Source organism: Pseudomonas sp. BT76 TE3572 (assembly GCF_050435365.1).
GTDB classification, from domain to species: Bacteria; Pseudomonadota; Gammaproteobacteria; order Pseudomonadales; family Pseudomonadaceae; genus Aquipseudomonas; species Aquipseudomonas fluorescens_W.
In genome coordinates this window covers 6545876-6561071 of record NZ_JBNDKE010000001.1, presented here as the reverse complement: position 1 = coordinate 6561071, position 15196 = coordinate 6545876, and the positions used below count along the sequence as shown (strand labels likewise).

Below are 15196 nucleotides of genomic sequence, written 5' to 3'. Positions count from 1 at the left end.
CCTTAGCGATTGAAGCACGCCCCTCGAAGGGTGCATTGTTGAACCTTGTCAGACGAGGGCGATTCATGAAAAAGCGTGTCGCGCTAGTGCTGGGCTCAGGTGGGGCCCGGGGCTACGCCCATATCGGGGTCATTGAGGAGATCGAACGGCGTGGCTACGACATCGCCTGCATCGCCGGATGTTCCATGGGCGCAGTGGTCGGCGGGATCTATGCCGCCGGCAAACTCGACGAGTATCGCAACTGGATCGAAAGCCTGGATTACCTCGACGTCCTGCGCCTGGTGGACGTCAGTTTTCGTTTGGGCGCGATTCGCGGGGAGAAGGTTTTCGGGCAGATCCGCAAGATCGTCGGCGAGATCAACATTGAAGACTTGCGCATCCCTTACACGGCGGTAGCCACCGACCTGACCAACCAACAGGAAATCTGGTTTCAGGAAGGCTGCCTGCACCAGGCCATGCGTGCCTCGGCGGCGATTCCCAGCCTGTTCACCCCGGTGATGCAGGGCAACCGCATGCTGGTGGACGGCGGCATTCTCAACCCTTTACCGATCGTGCCGGTGGTGTCGAGTCATTGCGACCTGATCATCGCGGTCAACCTCAACTCCACCAACCAGCGCCACTATCAACTGCCGGTGATCCAGCGCCCGGCGGCGTTCAAGACCCGCTTCGACAGCCTGATCAGCTCGCTCGGTTCAAAATTGCCCTTCCGCCGCAAACAGGCGGAACAATTGCTGCTGCTGGAAAAGGAAGCGTTGATGGCAGAAGCGGCCGAGATCAACCCCTGGATCGAATCCGCCGAACCCGAAGCCCAGCAACCGGCTGCCGCCCCTGAACGCGACGGTGCGCCGAAGTCTGCCACCGGTTCGTTCATCATCGACAACGTCGGTCCGGCGTCTTTGCTGGACCTGATCAACCAGAGTTTCGAGGTGATGCAGACGTCGTTGGCGCAGTACAAGATCGCCGGTTATCCGCCGGATATTTTGATCAACGTGCCGAAACGAGTGTGCCGGTTTTTCGAATTCTACAAGGCGCCGGAATTGATCGCGCTGGGGCGGGAGATTGCGCGGGATACGCTGGATCGGTATGAGAATGAACGGGATTCCTGAGGTTCTCGAGTGAAGCAACTGGCCTCATCGCGGGCAAGCCCGGCTCCCACAGGTTTTGAGGTGCACACAACATTTGTGGACGACTCTGATCCTGTGGGAGCCGGGCTTGCTCGCGATGAGGCCCAATCAGTCAGCACAAAAATTAAAGGCTGCCCTCACTCAAAAGCCGATACCCGACCCCAGCCTCGGTGACGATAAACCGCGGCTGAGTCGGATCATCCGCCAGTTTCTGCCGCAAGTGCCCGACCACAATCCGCAAATAATGAGTGTCCTCGGTATGGGTCGGCCCCCAAATATCCTTGAGCAATTGCTGCTGGGTGATGACCCGTCCCGGATGCCGCGCCAGTTGCGCCAGTACCGCGTATTCCTTGCGGGTCAGCGCGACTTCGGTGCCGTCGAGCAACACCCGGCGATACGCCAGATCCACGGTCAACGGGCCGAACGTCAGCGCTGCTTGTTGAGCTTCACCCGCCGGAGCCTGACGCAACAAGGCACGCACCCGCGCAAGAAACTCCTGAATGCCGAACGGTTTGGTCACGTAGTCGTTGGCGCCGTTGTCGAGCGCTTCGACTTTCTGCCCTTCACTGGCGCGCACCGAGAGCACCAGCACCGGCACCGTTGACCACTCGCGAAACTCGCGCAGCACTTGCTGGCCGTCCATGTCCGGCAAACCGAGGTCGAGTACCAGCAGGTCCGGTTTATTCAGTGCAGCCTGGGCCAGGCCTTCGGTGCCGGTGCCGGCCTCCAGCACTTTGTAGCCTTGGGACGCGAGGCTGATGCGCAGGAATTTGCGGATCTGCGGTTCGTCGTCGATGACCAAAATGGTCGCGGTCTGGCTCATGAATTCACATCAACACAAAGAAGTGGCAAGAGAGTAGCGCAAGCGCGATCAGGCTTCACTTTCGGCTCTTAATTTTCAAGGGCCGGTTGAGCCTGCAACGGCAGGTGCAAGGTGATGCAGGTGCCGCGCCCTTCGATGCCATCGGCGACACTGATCCGTCCGCCGTGAGCACCGACCATGCCCCGACAGATCGCCAGCCCCAGCCCGGTCCCTTGCCCGCCACGATCACCGCGCGCAGCGGTGTAGAACATGTCGAAAATCTTCGCCCGATCTTCCTGCGCAATCCCCGGCCCTTCATCGCTCACCGAAAAAAACAGCTCGCTGTCGTCGGCTCCGGCACGCAATTGCAGGCGACCGTGAGACGGTGAAAACCGCGCAGCGTTTTCCAGCACGTTGACCAGCGCCTGTTCGATCAGCGCGGCGTGGACATACAGCAGCGGCAACTCCGGCGGCACTTCGGTGGTCACTTGCAACGGCGCCAGCACGGCGCGCAGACGATTGAGCGAGCTGCCGACGATGTCGGCCGGCGACACCCAGTCCCGCGCCAGCTTCAGGGCGCCGTGCCCGAGGCGGGTCATGTCCAGCAGGTTCTGGATGTAGCGATCGAGGCGCTCGGCTTCATCGCGAGTGCCTTCAAGCAGTTCGCGGCGATCCTCCAGCGGGATCGCCTCACCGAGGGCCAACAGGCTGTCGATGCTGCCGCGCATGGAGGTCAGCGGCGTGCGCAAATCATGGGACACCGAGGCCAGCAAGGCACTGCGCAGTTGCTCGGTTTCGCCGTGCAGGCGGGCGGCTTCCAGGTCTTCGGCCAATTGCGCACGCGCCAGCGCCTGGGCCAGCGGTTGGCTCAGCGCGGTCAACAAACGCCGACGCTGACCGCCCAAGGTCTGGCCCTCTTTGGCACACACACCGAGCAATGCCAGCGGCCCCTCTTCCACCGACAACGGCCACCACCACCAACGCCCGAACGGCAGCGTGCCGGTGCCCGCGCCGGCCGGTTGATCGTGTTGCCAGGCCCAATCGGCGGCAGCGCGCTCGGCTTCGGAAAACTCCAGCGGGCCACCGGTTTCGACTTTCCAGCCGCCCTGCCCGTCTTGATTGAGCAGGCAGACTTGCAGATCACTCCAGCCATCGAGGTGCTGGGCCGCTGCGCTGACCACTGCCTGGCGGTCGGTGGCGGCGGTGAGTTTGCGCGACAGGTCGAGCAGTTCGGTGGTCTCTTCCTGAGTGTCGCGCAGCGCCTGCAATTGGCGCCGTTGCCGGGCCGCGAGGTTGCCGGTAAGCGCCGCCATCAGCAGGAAGAACAGCAAGGTCAGCACGTCTTCTTCGCGCTGGATGCTGAAGGAAAAATTCGGCGGGATGAACAGAAAGTCATAGGTCAGAAACGACAACGCCGCACAGGCCAGCGCCGGGCCGAGGCTGCTGCGCACCGCCACCAGCAACACCGCAGCGAGGAACACCAGCGAGATATTGGGCAGAGGCAAAACACTCGCCACCGCCCAGGCCAAGGCACTGGCGAGCACCGTCGCCACCAACGCCAGCGCGTAGTCGAACCACACCAGTGCCTGCGCCGAACGCTGACGCGGCTGATGCTGTTCTTGATCGCTGTCGAGGACGTTGATTTCCAGCCCGCGCGCATCGCGCAGCAAACGCGACGCCAGTCCACCGCCGAACAACCGTCGACGCAAACGCTGCCGGGACTGACCGACCAACACCAGACTCGCGCGGCGTTCGGCGGCGTGCTGGATCAAGGTTTTTGCCACTTCGCCGGCGCGCAACAGCACCACTTCACCACCGAGGCGTTCAGCCAATTGCTGGGCGCTTTGCAGACGCAGTCGCGACTGTTCGTCACGCACGCTGCCGTTGTCCACATGCACCAGGCTCCACGGCAAATGCCGACGCTGGGCGACGCGACTGGCGTGACGCACCAGACGCTCGGCCTGTGCATCGCCATCGACGCCGACCAACAGGCGACCACGCACCGCCGGCGCCGCTTGGCCGAGCTGGCGATAGCCCTGGGCCAAATCATCATCGACCTGAGCGGCGGCGGTTTGCATCGCCAGTTCCCGCAGGGCCGTGAGGTTGGTCTGGGTGAAGAAGGCATCAATCGCCGCCCTCGCCTGTTCCGGCACGTAGACCTTGCCATCGCGCAAACGCTCGAGCAGCTCGCGCGGCGGCAGGTCGATGAGCAGCAGTTCATAGGCTTCCTGCAGCACCCAGTCCGGCAGGGTTTCGCGGACCTGCACACCCGTGATGCCACGCACTTTGTCGTTAAGACTTTCCAGGTGCTGGACGTTGACCGTGGTGAACACGTCGATGCCTGCCGCGAGCAATTCCTGAATGTCTTGCCAGCGTTTGGTGTGGCGACTGCCGGGGGCGTTGCTGTGGGCCAGTTCGTCCACCAACACCAATTTCGGTTTGGCTGCGAGCAGGCCGTCGAGGTCCATTTCTTCGAGCATCACACCACGGTATTCCGAGCGCACCAACGGCTGCTGCGGCAAGCCGCCAAGCAGCGCTTCGGTCTCGGCGCGACCGTGGGTTTCGACCACGCCGGCGATGACTTTCACGCCCTGGCGCAGTTGGGTGTGGGCTGCTTGCAGCATGGCGTAGGTCTTGCCGACACCGGGCGCGGCGCCGAGAAAAACCTTGAGCCGGCCACGGCCATCCCGAGGCAGGTCTGCTAACAGCGCGTCGGCGCGGCCGGAGTCACTCATGCTTAGGGGTCTCTTTTTCAGATGTTGATGTGGTGATTATTCGGCCGTCATCGCGGGCAAGCCCGCTCCCACAAGGTAATGTGAACACTAAAAATCCCTGTGGGAGCGAGCTTGCTCGCGATTAGCGGCGCCACCGATCTACAGGTTTTCCAGCGCCATATTCAGCGCCAACACATTCACCACCGGCGGGCCAACGAGTGGCTGCTCGATGTGCGCGTCCATCAACTGCTGAAGCGTAGACACCGGCAGATTACGCGCCGCCGCAACACGCGCCAGTTGATAGGCAATCGCGGCCGGTGGCAAGTGTGGATCGAGGCCGCTGCCGGAGGTGGTAACCATCGCCAATGGCACCGGCCCCTGCCCCGGCACCAGCAACTTGTTGGCATCATCGATCACCCGGGTAGCCAGGGCCGGGTTGCTCGGCGAGAGGTTGCTGGCACTGCTCGACACGGTGGCAAAGGCACCGGCCGATGGCCGTGGATGGAACCAGGCGTCGCCGACGAAATCTTGCGCAATCAGCGACGAGCCGCGGACCTTGCCATCGGCGTCGTGGACCAGACTGCCATTGGCTTGATCGGGGAATGCGACCTGGGCGACACCAGTAACCACCAGTGGATAGGCGACGCCGGTGATCAGGGTCATCAGGACGAGCAGGCTCAGGGCCGGACGTATCATTGTGGACATTTCAGAATCCTCGAATTTGGGGAGTTTAAAACTGTGGTGTGTCATGGAGATCCACCCCTCACCCCAGCCCTCTCCCCACGGGGGAGAGGGGGAAAGGGAGCCGATCTTTGTGCCTTTCAAAACCGGAGTTCGACTCGGTCTTTCAGGTCGATGTAACTCCAAGAACACCTCGGTCAGTCCCCTCTCCCCCAGGGAGAGGGTTAGGGTGAGGGGGTCGATTTCAGCCTCAAACCAAATGCAACGCCGTCAACAGCATGTCGATCGCCTTGATCCCCACAAACGGCACCAGAATCCCGCCCAATCCATAGATCAACAGATTGCGTCGCAACAACGCCGCCGCACTCGCCGCCTGCACTCGCACGCCGCGCAATGCCAGTGGAATCAGCACCACAATAATCAAGGCGTTGAACACGATCGCCGAGAGAATCGCGCTCTGTGGACTGCTCAAATGCATGACGTTCAGCACGCCCAGTTGCGGGTAGATCGAGGCGAACAACGCCGGCAAAATCGCGAAGTATTTGGCCACGTCGTTGGCGATGGAGAACGTCGTCAGCGCGCCGCGGGTCACCAGCAATTCCTTACCGATCTGCACCACGTCCAGCAGCTTGGTAGGGTCGCTGTCGAGGTCGACCATGTTCGCCGCCTCACGTGCCGCTTGCGTGCCGTCGTTCATCGCCATGCCCACGTCCGCCTGGGCCAGGGCCGGGGCGTCGTTGGCGCCGTCGCCGCACATGGCGACCAGGCGACCGTCGTTCTGCTCATGACGAATGCGCGCCAGTTTTTTCTCCGGTGTGGCTTCGGCCAACACATCATCAACGCCCGCTTCAGCCGCAATCGCTGCAGCTGTCAGTGGGTTGTCGCCGGTCACCATGACGGTGCGGATGCCCAGTTTTCGCAGCTCGGCGAAGCGTTCACGAATGCCGGGTTTGACCACGTCCTTGAGGTGGATCGCACCGAGCAATTTACCGTCGGCGCAGACCAGCAACGGCGTGCCGCCGCTCTGGGCGATCTTGTCGATTTCCCGGGCCAGCGGCGCGGCCAGGTCGGCGCGTTTCAGGCCAACGAAGGCCAGCAACGAATCCACCGCGCCTTTGCGATACACGCGGCCCCGATAGTCGACACCAGACAGACGCGTCTCAGCGCTGAACGGTACAGCTGTCAGCAACTCGGTGGCCGGTTCAGGTTGTGGCTGAGTGCCGCGCAGGTACTCGACGATGGATTTACCTTCAGCCGTGTCATCGGCCAGCGAAGCGAACAAGGCACCCTCGGCGAGTTCCTTGGCCGTGACGCCAGGCGCCGCATAAACCGCAGTGCAACGACGGTTACCGAAGGTGATGGTGCCGGTCTTGTCCAGCAGCAGGACGTGTACGTCCCCCGCCGCTTCCACGGCACGACCGGATTTGGCGATCACGTTCAGGCGCACCAGACGGTCCATCCCGGCGATACCGATGGCCGACAACAGACCGCCAATGGTGGTCGGAATCAGCGTGACCAATAACGCCACCAGGAACACCAGCGGCAGGCTGCCATTGGCGAAGTGGGCGAACGGTTGCAGGGTGACGACCACCAGCAAGAAGATCAGGGTCAGGCCGATCAGCAGGATGTCGAGCGCCACTTCGTTCGGGGTTTTCTGGCGTTTGGCGCCTTCGACCAGGGCGATCATGCGGTCCAGTGTCGACTCACCGGGGTTGGCGGTGATGCGCACCAGCAGCCAGTCGGACACCAGTCGGGTGTTGCCGGTGACGGCCGAACGGTCGCCGCCGGATTCGCGAATCACTGGCGCGGATTCACCGGTAATCGCCGCTTCGTTGACTGCTGCGATCCCTTCAATCACCTCGCCGTCACCGGGGATCATTTCCCCCGCTTCAACGCGGACCACATCGCCCTTGCGCAGGCTGGTGGCCGGCACCACTTGAAAGGTGCCTGTGCTGGTTTTGCGGCGAGCACTCAGACCTTCGCTACCGGCCTTGAGGCTGTCGGCGCGAGCCTTGCCACGACCTTCGGCCAAGGCTTCGGCGAAGTTGGCGAACAGCACGGTGAACCACAGCCACAAGGCGATTTGCGCCGCGACAAAAGTCGGCACCGCCGAGTCGGGAATGAAGCACAGCACGGTGGTCAGGATCGCGGTCAGTTCGACCACCAGCATCACTGGCGCACGTTGCAATTGCCGTGGATCGAGCTTGACGAAGGCTTGCACCAGCGCTGGGCGCCAGAGGGCGGCAATTGCGGTTTTCGGTTGTTCCGGCGCCTTGACGGTGGCGGCTTTAGTTACGGGCATATTCATCATTCAATCCTCAGCTTCCTATTCCAAAAGCAGCCATGCTCAGATGTTCGGCAATCGGACCCAGCGCCAATGTCGGCAGGAAGGTCAAACCACCCACTAGCAAAATGGTCACGGTCAGCAGGGTCACGAACAGCGGGCCATGGGTCGGGAAGCTGTTCTGGCCGATCGGTGCGGTTTTCTTCATCGCCAGGCTGCCGGCCAACGCCAGTACCGGGAGGATGTAACCGAAGCGACCGATCAACATGCCAAGGCCCAGCATCAGGTTGTGGAACGCGGTGTTGGCACCGAAGCCACCGAACGCCGAGCCGTTGTTGGCACTGGCCGAGGTGTAGGCGTACAGCAACTGGCTGAAACCGTGAGCGCCAGGGTTACTCACCGCTGCAACGGGGCCAGGCAGGCTCGCGGCAATCGCGCCGAGTACCAGCACGCCGACCGGCATCACCAGCAAGGTCACGACCAGTAACTGGACTTCTTTCGCCTGCAGTTTTTTGCCGAGGTATTCCGGGGTGCGGCCGATCATCAGGCCGGCGAGGAACACCGCGATCAACACGTTCAACAACATGCCGTAGAGCCCGGCACCGACGCCGCCGAAGATCACTTCGCCGACCATCATGTTGACCATCGCGACCATGCCGCTCAGCGGGTTGAGGCTGTCGTGCATGCCGTTGACCGAACCGTTGGACGCCGCCGTAGTAGTCACCGACCACAGCACCGTGGCCGTGGTGCCGAAGCGTGCTTCCTTGCCTTCCAGCGGCGCGGTCTGTTCGACGGCGACATTGTTCAGGGTCGGGTTCGGCTGGTATTCAGCCCACAGCGACGTCGCGCCGCCGATCAGGAACAGCGCCAGCATGCAGGCGATGATCGCGCGGCTCTGACGCAGGTCTTTCACGTAGTGGCCGAAGGTGAACACCAGCGCCACCGGGATCAGAATGATCGAGCCGACTTCGAACAGGTTGCTCCACGCCGTCGGGTTCTCGAACGGGTGCGCCGAGTTGACGCCGAAGAAGCCACCGCCGTTGGTGCCCAGTTGCTTGATCGCAATCTGGCTGGCGGCCGGGCCGAGCGGGATCACCTGATCGACGCCTTGCATGGTCACGGCATTCACGTAATGCGCGAAGGTTTGCGGCACGCCCTGCCAGACCAGGTACAGCGCCAACAGCAGGCACAGCGGCAGCAAGCCGTAGAGGGTAGCGCGGGTCATGTCGACCCAGAAGTTGCCGAGGGTCTTGGTCGACTTGCGGCCAATACCGCGACACAGGGCAACCAGCACGGCGAGGCCGGTAGCGGCGCTGACGAAGTTCTGCACGGTGAGGCCGACCATCTGACTCAGGTAGCTGAGCGACGCTTCACCGCTGTAGGCCTGCCAGTTGGTGTTGGTCATGAAGCTGACGGCGGTGTTGAACGCCAGCGTCCACTCCTGACCCGGCAGGTTTTGCGGGTTCAGCGGCAAGTGGTCCTGGAACAACAGAATCGCGAACAACAGCAAGAAGCCCGCAAGGTTGAAGGCGAGCAAGGCCAGGGTGTATTTCTGCCAGCTCTGTTCGGCCTGCGGATCGACGCCGGCCACCCGATAACACCCGCGCTCCACCGGTCCGAGAATCGGCGAAAGCCAGGTGCGCTGCCCCTCCATCACCTTGTAGTAGAAGCGCCCCAGAAACGGTGCCGGGATAAGCACCAGGGCGAAGAAGGCGAGGATCAGCCAATAGTCATAACTGTGCATAGCCGCTCCTAGTTCCGGTCCGCGCGCAACAGCGCAACCAACAGATAAATGAACAGCCCCACTGCCAGTAGCAGTGACACCCCGTCCAGAACGCTCATGGAAATTCTCCGTGTTACGGCGTATTGCCGCGTGTGGAGCCATTGTCGGAAGGAAGGCTGTAAAGGAACGAGATCGAGGGGGTTGGCTGGGCATAAAGAAAGCGTAAAGAGTGGGTTTATGGGTTTGTTACAGAGGCCCCTCACCCTAGCCCTCTCCCAGAGGTAGAGGGGACTGACCGAGGTGTTCTTTTGAGCTAAATCGACCTGAAATACCGAGTTGAACTCAGGTCTTGAAAGCGATGAAGATCGGCTCCCTTTCCCCTCTCCCCTCTGGGGCGGTCCGACGTTTCGGGAGGGCTGGGGTGAGGGGTGGTTTTCAAACCCGGCTACCATTCCCAACCTGCTCGCGATAACGGCACTACAGACAACAACGCCCTCAACTGGCGCACAAAACGCTGACATCTAGCACTGAACATCCCCCGATACGACAGCTTTCAGCGCTTTGCGACGCACAAATACAAAATGGCACGCCCACTGCAAATGCCCTCCCCCGAGCTTTCCAAACCGTTCAGGGAGCAACGCATGAACACACAACTCAAACCCACGCTGGGCACGCTGCACCTGTGGGGCATTGCGGTCGGGCTGGTGATTTCCGGTGAATACTTCGGCTGGAGTTACGGCTGGGGCGTGGCAGGCACACTCGGTTTTCTGGTGACGTCCTTCATGGTCGCCACGATGTACACCTGCTTCATCTTCAGTTTCACCGAGCTGACCACCGCGATTCCTCACGCAGGTGGTCCCTTTGCCTACAGCCGCCGCGCCTTTGGCGAGAAAGGCGGATTGATCGCCGGGCTGGCGACACTGATTGAATTTGTCTTTGCCCCGCCGGCCATTGCTCTGGCGATTGGCGCGTATCTGAACGTGCAGTTTCCAGCGCTTGATCCGAAACACGCAGCGGTCGGTGCCTACATCGTGTTCATGGGCCTGAACATCCTCGGGGTGAAACTGGCCGCAACCTTCGAATTGATAGTCTGCGTTCTCGCAGTGGCCGAACTGTTGGTGTTCATGGGCGTGGTCGCCCCGGCGTTCAGCTTCAGTAACTTCGCGCTGAACGGCTGGGCCGGTTCCGATGTGTTCGGCGCACCGGCGATTGCCGGGATGTTCGCGGCGATACCCTTCGCCATCTGGTTCTTCCTGGCCATCGAAGGCGCCGCCATGGCCGCCGAAGAAGCCAAGGACCCGAAACGCACCATTCCGAAGGCCTACATCAGCGGCATTCTGACTCTGGTATTGCTGGCGATGGGCGTGATGTTCTTTGCCGGCGGCGTCGGTGACTGGCGCACCTTGTCGAACATCAACGACCCGCTGCCACAAGCGATGAAAACCGTGGTTGGCGAAAGTTCGGGCTGGCTGCACATGCTGGTGTGGATCGGCCTGTTCGGCCTGGTAGCGAGTTTCCACGGGATCATTCTCGGCTACTCGCGGCAGTTCTTCGCCCTCGCCCGGGCCGGTTACCTGCCGGCGTCCCTGGCCAAATTGTCACGTTTTCAGACCCCGCACCGGGCGATCATCGCCGGTGGCGTGATCGGCATTGCCGCGATTTATAGCGATGGTTTGATCAACCTCGGTGGCATGACGCTGACGGCGGCGATGATCACGATGGCGGTCTTTGGGGCGATCGTGATGTACATCATGAGCATGCTCAGCCTGTTCAAACTGCGTAAAACCGAACCGAATCTGGAACGCACCTTTCGCGCGCCGTGCTATCCGCTGGTGCCGTTCATTGCGCTGGTGCTGGCGGTGGTCTGCCTGGTGGCGATGGCCTGGTTCAATACGCTGATCGGGTTGATCTTCCTGGGCTTTATGGCAGTGGGTTTCGTGTACTTCATGCTCACGGCGCAATTGCGTGCCGATGCGCCGGCGGACGCGATGCTGACCGGGCTCTAAACAGGCGAAGTGCAGCTGTCAGAACAGGCATAGAATGGAACCACTGCGAAAGTTAATCGCTCAAAGTGGTATGCACGATCGATTGGCAAAACCCGCCAATCGGCCTGCCCTCAAGGAGAGCCCTATGCCCTGGTATGCCTGGTTGATTCTGATCGTTGCAATCGGCTCGATCGTTGGTGGTTTGATGATGTTGCGTGACACCGCCAACAAGGTCGAACTGACCGAGGAGCAACGCAAACGCGTCGCTGAACGCAACGCCGAAGCGGATTCCAAGGATGCGCAGGACCGCTAAAACAAAACCCTGTCATTCTCATTGAATGACAGGGTTTTGCGTTTTACTTCTCCCAATCCGCCTTGGCGATGTGCAAGCCATGTAACCCTTTGTATGCCGCGCGTTCCGGCTGGCTCCAGCCCTCAAGCAACGATTCCTCCAACCGATAAATCTCCACCCCGAGCGGGCGGCACACGCTTAGCGGATCCTGCGCATCCGGCCCCCACATGGCCAGCGACAGATCGCCGCCCGGGCAGGTCGAAAGCGCACAGAGCAGATCGATTTCGGCAAAAAACTCCAGATAATCGCCCTTCTGCGCAGGACAGGCTTTCATGAAGTACATGTCGTCGTGGTTCAGGCCCGTGCACTGGAAGATGTTCAGCACGTCATGCACGTCGAACTCGGACAGCCCATGAGGCAGCACCGCACGGGTCAGATTCGAATGGCAGTGATGATGGAAATCTTCGCCGGTGAGCATTTTGTTCACATAAGGGTCGCAGCGGGTGCCGAGCAAATCGTGCAAGCGACCGCCATGTTCATCGATCCCGTAACCGGCCAGGCTGTCATCGGTGATGGTCACCAGCGGCCGCAGAAAAGGCAGGTTCGACCAGAGCCGGTCATGGGTGCTGACGTGTGCACCCTGTAACTGACGGGTCCGTGCCGCCCACAAACGCTCCCGTGGATCGTTGGCATTCCACACGTTGAAATCCCCGACTTGCGGGCCGACGGGGGTGGTCACGCGGAACACATGCCCGGCCGGCACCTTCCAGGCGCGACCGGTGCGGATCGGCACCTCGAACTCCTCAATTAACGTGCGTCCCTCCTTCTCATCGCGGATCCGTTCGTAGAAGGCTTTGTCCACCTGCAAGGCTGAGCCTTTGCTGACTTGATAGGCCGCCGGATAGTCTTTGTACATGGCACGAATCCTCGATCAGTGATGGGAAACTGGAGCAAGCATTTGCAACAGGAGGTGTTCGGAATCGTCGAGATACAGGCTCATGGCGTCCTCGGCCGCGCGTTTGTCGCCCTCGGCCAACAACTCGTGGATCTGCCGGTCGCGCGCCAGCCAGGGCGCCTGAAAACGTGATTCATCGGGAGCGGTGCAAAACACAAGGCGCAATTGCGCGACGACGTTGGTGAAGAACTCGTCGAACAACGGACTGCGCAGCAATCCGACGATGTGTTGATGAAAGGCCAGGCTGTGGGTGCCGACGGCGCGCCAGTCCTCGCGTTCGCGGGCAAGCTCGGTGGCTTCCAGGGCTTCGAGCATCCGGTCGGATTGATAGTCGCGCAGCGGCTGACTCGCGCTGATGGCCTGCAACTCCAGGGTGCGCCTGACCTTGAACAGATCTCGCACGTCCTCGACGCCCAGCCGGCGCACCATCACGCCTTTGTTGCGCACATAACGGGTCAGACCTTCCTGCCCCAGACGATGCAGCGCTTCGCGAATGGTATTGCGGGATGCGTTGTAGGCAGACACCAGATCGTTTTCCACCAATGCCATACCGGGCAGCAAACGACCGCCAATGATGTCGGCGCGCAACTCAAGTGTGATGTGGTCGGCCAGGGACAGTCCGCTGTTCATACTCATTGCCTCGTGATTGTTCAACAATCGTCAGGTAATGAGTAATCACTATTCGTGCCACTTGTTGAAACGACGTTCTACCAAGATCGACGCATCTGCATGCTTTTTAGAAGTAGAAGTACAATCACCATCCCATTTTCATTGGTTAATATGGCGCATTGTTGCGGAGATCCCCGATGCGTTACTCGCAGGACCATAAAGCCCAGACCCACCAACGCATCATCAAGGAAGCGTCAGCGCGCTTTCGCCGCGATGGCATTGGCGCGACAGGTCTGCAACCGCTGATGAAAGCACTGGGCCTGACTCACGGTGGTTTCTACTCGCATTTCAAGTCCAAAGACGAACTGGTGGAAAAGGCGTTGCAAGCCGCCGGCGAGCAGGTCGACATCATTTGCGCCGAGCTCTTCGCTCAGGATCGTCCGCTGGAAGCGTTCATCGACACCTATTTGTCCGAATGGCACCAGACTTCACCCGATGAGGGTTGCCCGTTGCCGACCATGTCATCGGAACTCGGCCTGCGCGGGCAGCAAAGCCCGACCACTGACGTGGTACTCAACGCACGGCTCGAACAAGTGCAAGGCACTCTTGAAGGCGACAACGCTGCCGACGCCAGCGTCGTCATCATGTCGACGCTGGTCGGGGCTTTACTGCTGTCACGCAGTGTCGAGAATCCCGAGCTGGCTCAGCGGATTCTCGACGTGACTCGCGCCTATCTCAAACAGTCCCGGGACTAACCCTCCCAGCGTTTGAACAACACGCTGGCATTCACCCCACCAAACCCGAAGCCATTGGACAGCGCGTATTCGATGGCCATCGGCCGCGCCTGACCGTGGACGATGTCCACGCCTTGGGCGGCGGGGTCCGGGTTGTCGAAATTGAGGGTGGCCGGCACGACCTGATCGCGAATCGCCAACAACGTGAAGATCGCCTCGATACCACCCGCTGCACCGAGCAAATGCCCGGTAGCCGATTTGGTCGATGTCACGGCGATTTTGTTATCCGTGCCGAACAACGCCTTGATGGCCGCCAACTCGCCCAGGTCCCCTACCGGGGTCGAGGTTGCGTGAGCATTGAGATGCTGCACCTGCGCCGGTGAAATGCCTGCCTGGGCCAATGCCAGCGACATCGCCCGTCGCGCACCGCTGCCATCCTCGGGACCCGCCGTCAGGTGATAGGCGTCGGCACTGGTGCCATAACCGACCAGTTCCGCCAGCGGTTGAGCACCGCGGGCCAGGGCATGCTCCAGGGATTCGATCACCAGAAGGCCAGCGCCCTCGCCCATGACGAAGCCATCGCGGTCAATGTCGAACGGCCGCGAGGCACGTTCCGGGGTGTCGTTGTAACCACTGGACAAGGCGCGAGCAGCAGCAAACCCGGCGAGACTGACGCGATCGATCGCCGCTTCCGCGCCGCCACATACCGCGATGTCCGCCTCGCCACAACGAATCAGCCGCGCCGCATCACCAATCGCCTGCACCCCGGCCGCGCAAGCCGTCACCGGAGCACCCAATGGTCCCTTGAAACCGTGCTGGATCGACACATGACCTGCGGCGAGGTTGACCAGAAATGAAGGAATGGTGAACGGCGAGAGGCGTCGCGGCCCACGGCTGTCCGTGGTGCGCACCGCATCCGCTATCGCACCGAAACCACCCACGCCGGAACCGATAATGGTTGCCGTACGCTCCTGGGCATTGGCGTCCGCCGCTTGCCAACCGGCCTGCTCCAGCGCCTGACGCGCCGCTTCCATGGCGAACATAATGAAGCGGTCCATCTTCTTCTGCTCTTTGGGCGCCGTCGCCCGATCCGGATCAAAACCCGCCTCGGGATCGTCAGCCAGCGTCGGCACTGCGCCCCCGACCTTGGCCGGCAAATCGGCAACCACCTCGTCCGGTAAATTGCGCAACCCGGAACGCCCGGCCAACAGACGCGACCAAACGGCTTCGACGCCAGAACCCAATGGAGACACCAGGCCCATGCCCGTTACAACCACTCGACGATCACTCATA

13 protein-coding genes are annotated in these 15196 nt (G+C 61.3%); 4 read left to right on the top strand and 9 right to left on the bottom strand.

Annotated features, from left to right (window positions below):
* The first annotated feature begins 65 nt into the window (after positions 1–65).
* A complete protein-coding gene (locus tag ABH912_RS29985) occupies positions 66–1106 on the top strand; it encodes a patatin-like phospholipase family protein (protein ID WP_033055757.1) in 1041 nt (346 codons plus the stop codon).
* A 142-nt stretch (positions 1107–1248) separates the two neighbouring features.
* Here ABH912_RS29985 and ABH912_RS29980 read toward each other — a convergent pair whose 3' ends face one another.
* The 6 genes from ABH912_RS29980 to kdpF form a co-directional block, all read right to left on the bottom strand.
* On the bottom strand, positions 1249–1947 hold the full coding sequence (locus ABH912_RS29980; RefSeq protein WP_033055759.1) for a response regulator: 699 nt from the start codon (positions 1945–1947) through the stop codon (positions 1249–1251).
* A gap of 68 nt (positions 1948–2015) precedes the next feature.
* Entirely contained in the window at positions 2016–4661 is a 2646-nt protein-coding gene (locus tag ABH912_RS29975; protein ID WP_429512481.1) for a DUF4118 domain-containing protein, read from the bottom strand.
* Between the two features lie 138 nt (positions 4662–4799).
* Positions 4800–5345: a potassium-transporting ATPase subunit KdpC gene (gene kdpC, locus ABH912_RS29970; RefSeq protein ID WP_033055762.1), complete on the bottom strand. Its 546-nt coding sequence runs from the start codon at positions 5343–5345 to the stop codon at positions 4800–4802.
* A 226-nt stretch (positions 5346–5571) separates the two neighbouring features.
* Positions 5572–7629 carry a potassium-transporting ATPase subunit KdpB gene (gene kdpB / locus ABH912_RS29965; RefSeq protein WP_429512479.1) on the bottom strand — a complete coding sequence of 686 codons (2058 nt, stop codon included), beginning with the start codon at positions 7627–7629 and terminating at the stop codon, positions 5572–5574.
* A 10-nt stretch (positions 7630–7639) separates the two neighbouring features.
* A complete protein-coding gene (gene kdpA, locus ABH912_RS29960; RefSeq protein ID WP_429512477.1) occupies positions 7640–9349 on the bottom strand; it encodes a potassium-transporting ATPase subunit KdpA in 1710 nt (569 codons plus the stop codon).
* An 8-nt stretch (positions 9350–9357) separates the two neighbouring features.
* A complete protein-coding gene (gene kdpF, locus ABH912_RS29955; protein ID WP_007899818.1) occupies positions 9358–9447 on the bottom strand; it encodes a K(+)-transporting ATPase subunit F in 90 nt (29 codons plus the stop codon).
* 522 nt (positions 9448–9969) lie between these two features.
* Here kdpF and eat point away from each other — a divergent pair.
* Both eat and ABH912_RS29945 read left to right on the top strand, forming a co-directional pair.
* Positions 9970–11334 (top strand): ethanolamine permease, encoded by a 1365-nt coding sequence (eat, locus tag ABH912_RS29950; RefSeq protein WP_429512475.1) that lies wholly within the window; start codon positions 9970–9972, stop codon positions 11332–11334.
* Between the two features lie 124 nt (positions 11335–11458).
* A complete protein-coding gene (locus ABH912_RS29945; protein WP_082459029.1) occupies positions 11459–11626 on the top strand; it encodes a DUF2897 family protein in 168 nt (55 codons plus the stop codon).
* 43 nt (positions 11627–11669) lie between these two features.
* Here the strand turns inward: ABH912_RS29945 and ABH912_RS29940 are convergent, their stop codons facing one another.
* Together ABH912_RS29940 and ABH912_RS29935 are read right to left on the bottom strand one after the other, a co-directional pair.
* Positions 11670–12521, bottom strand: coding sequence for an urea carboxylase-associated family protein (locus tag ABH912_RS29940; protein ID WP_033055768.1), 852 nt, complete (start codon positions 12519–12521; stop codon positions 11670–11672).
* Between the two features lie 15 nt (positions 12522–12536).
* The gene (locus ABH912_RS29935; protein WP_046057107.1) at positions 12537–13190 is read right to left on the bottom strand and encodes a GntR family transcriptional regulator; all 654 of its coding nucleotides are present in this window, start codon (positions 13188–13190) and stop codon (positions 12537–12539) included.
* Between the two features lie 176 nt (positions 13191–13366).
* On the opposite strand from ABH912_RS29935, the gene ABH912_RS29930 reads away from it, so the two are divergent.
* Positions 13367–13924: a TetR/AcrR family transcriptional regulator gene (locus ABH912_RS29930; RefSeq protein WP_429512472.1), complete on the top strand. Its 558-nt coding sequence runs from the start codon at positions 13367–13369 to the stop codon at positions 13922–13924.
* Here ABH912_RS29930 and fabF read toward each other — a convergent pair.
* On the bottom strand, positions 13921–15195 hold the full coding sequence (gene fabF, locus ABH912_RS29925; protein WP_429512470.1) for a beta-ketoacyl-ACP synthase II: 1275 nt from the start codon (positions 15193–15195) through the stop codon (positions 13921–13923). The genes ABH912_RS29930 and fabF overlap by 4 nt on opposite strands.
* Position 15196: the final 1 nt, after the last annotated feature.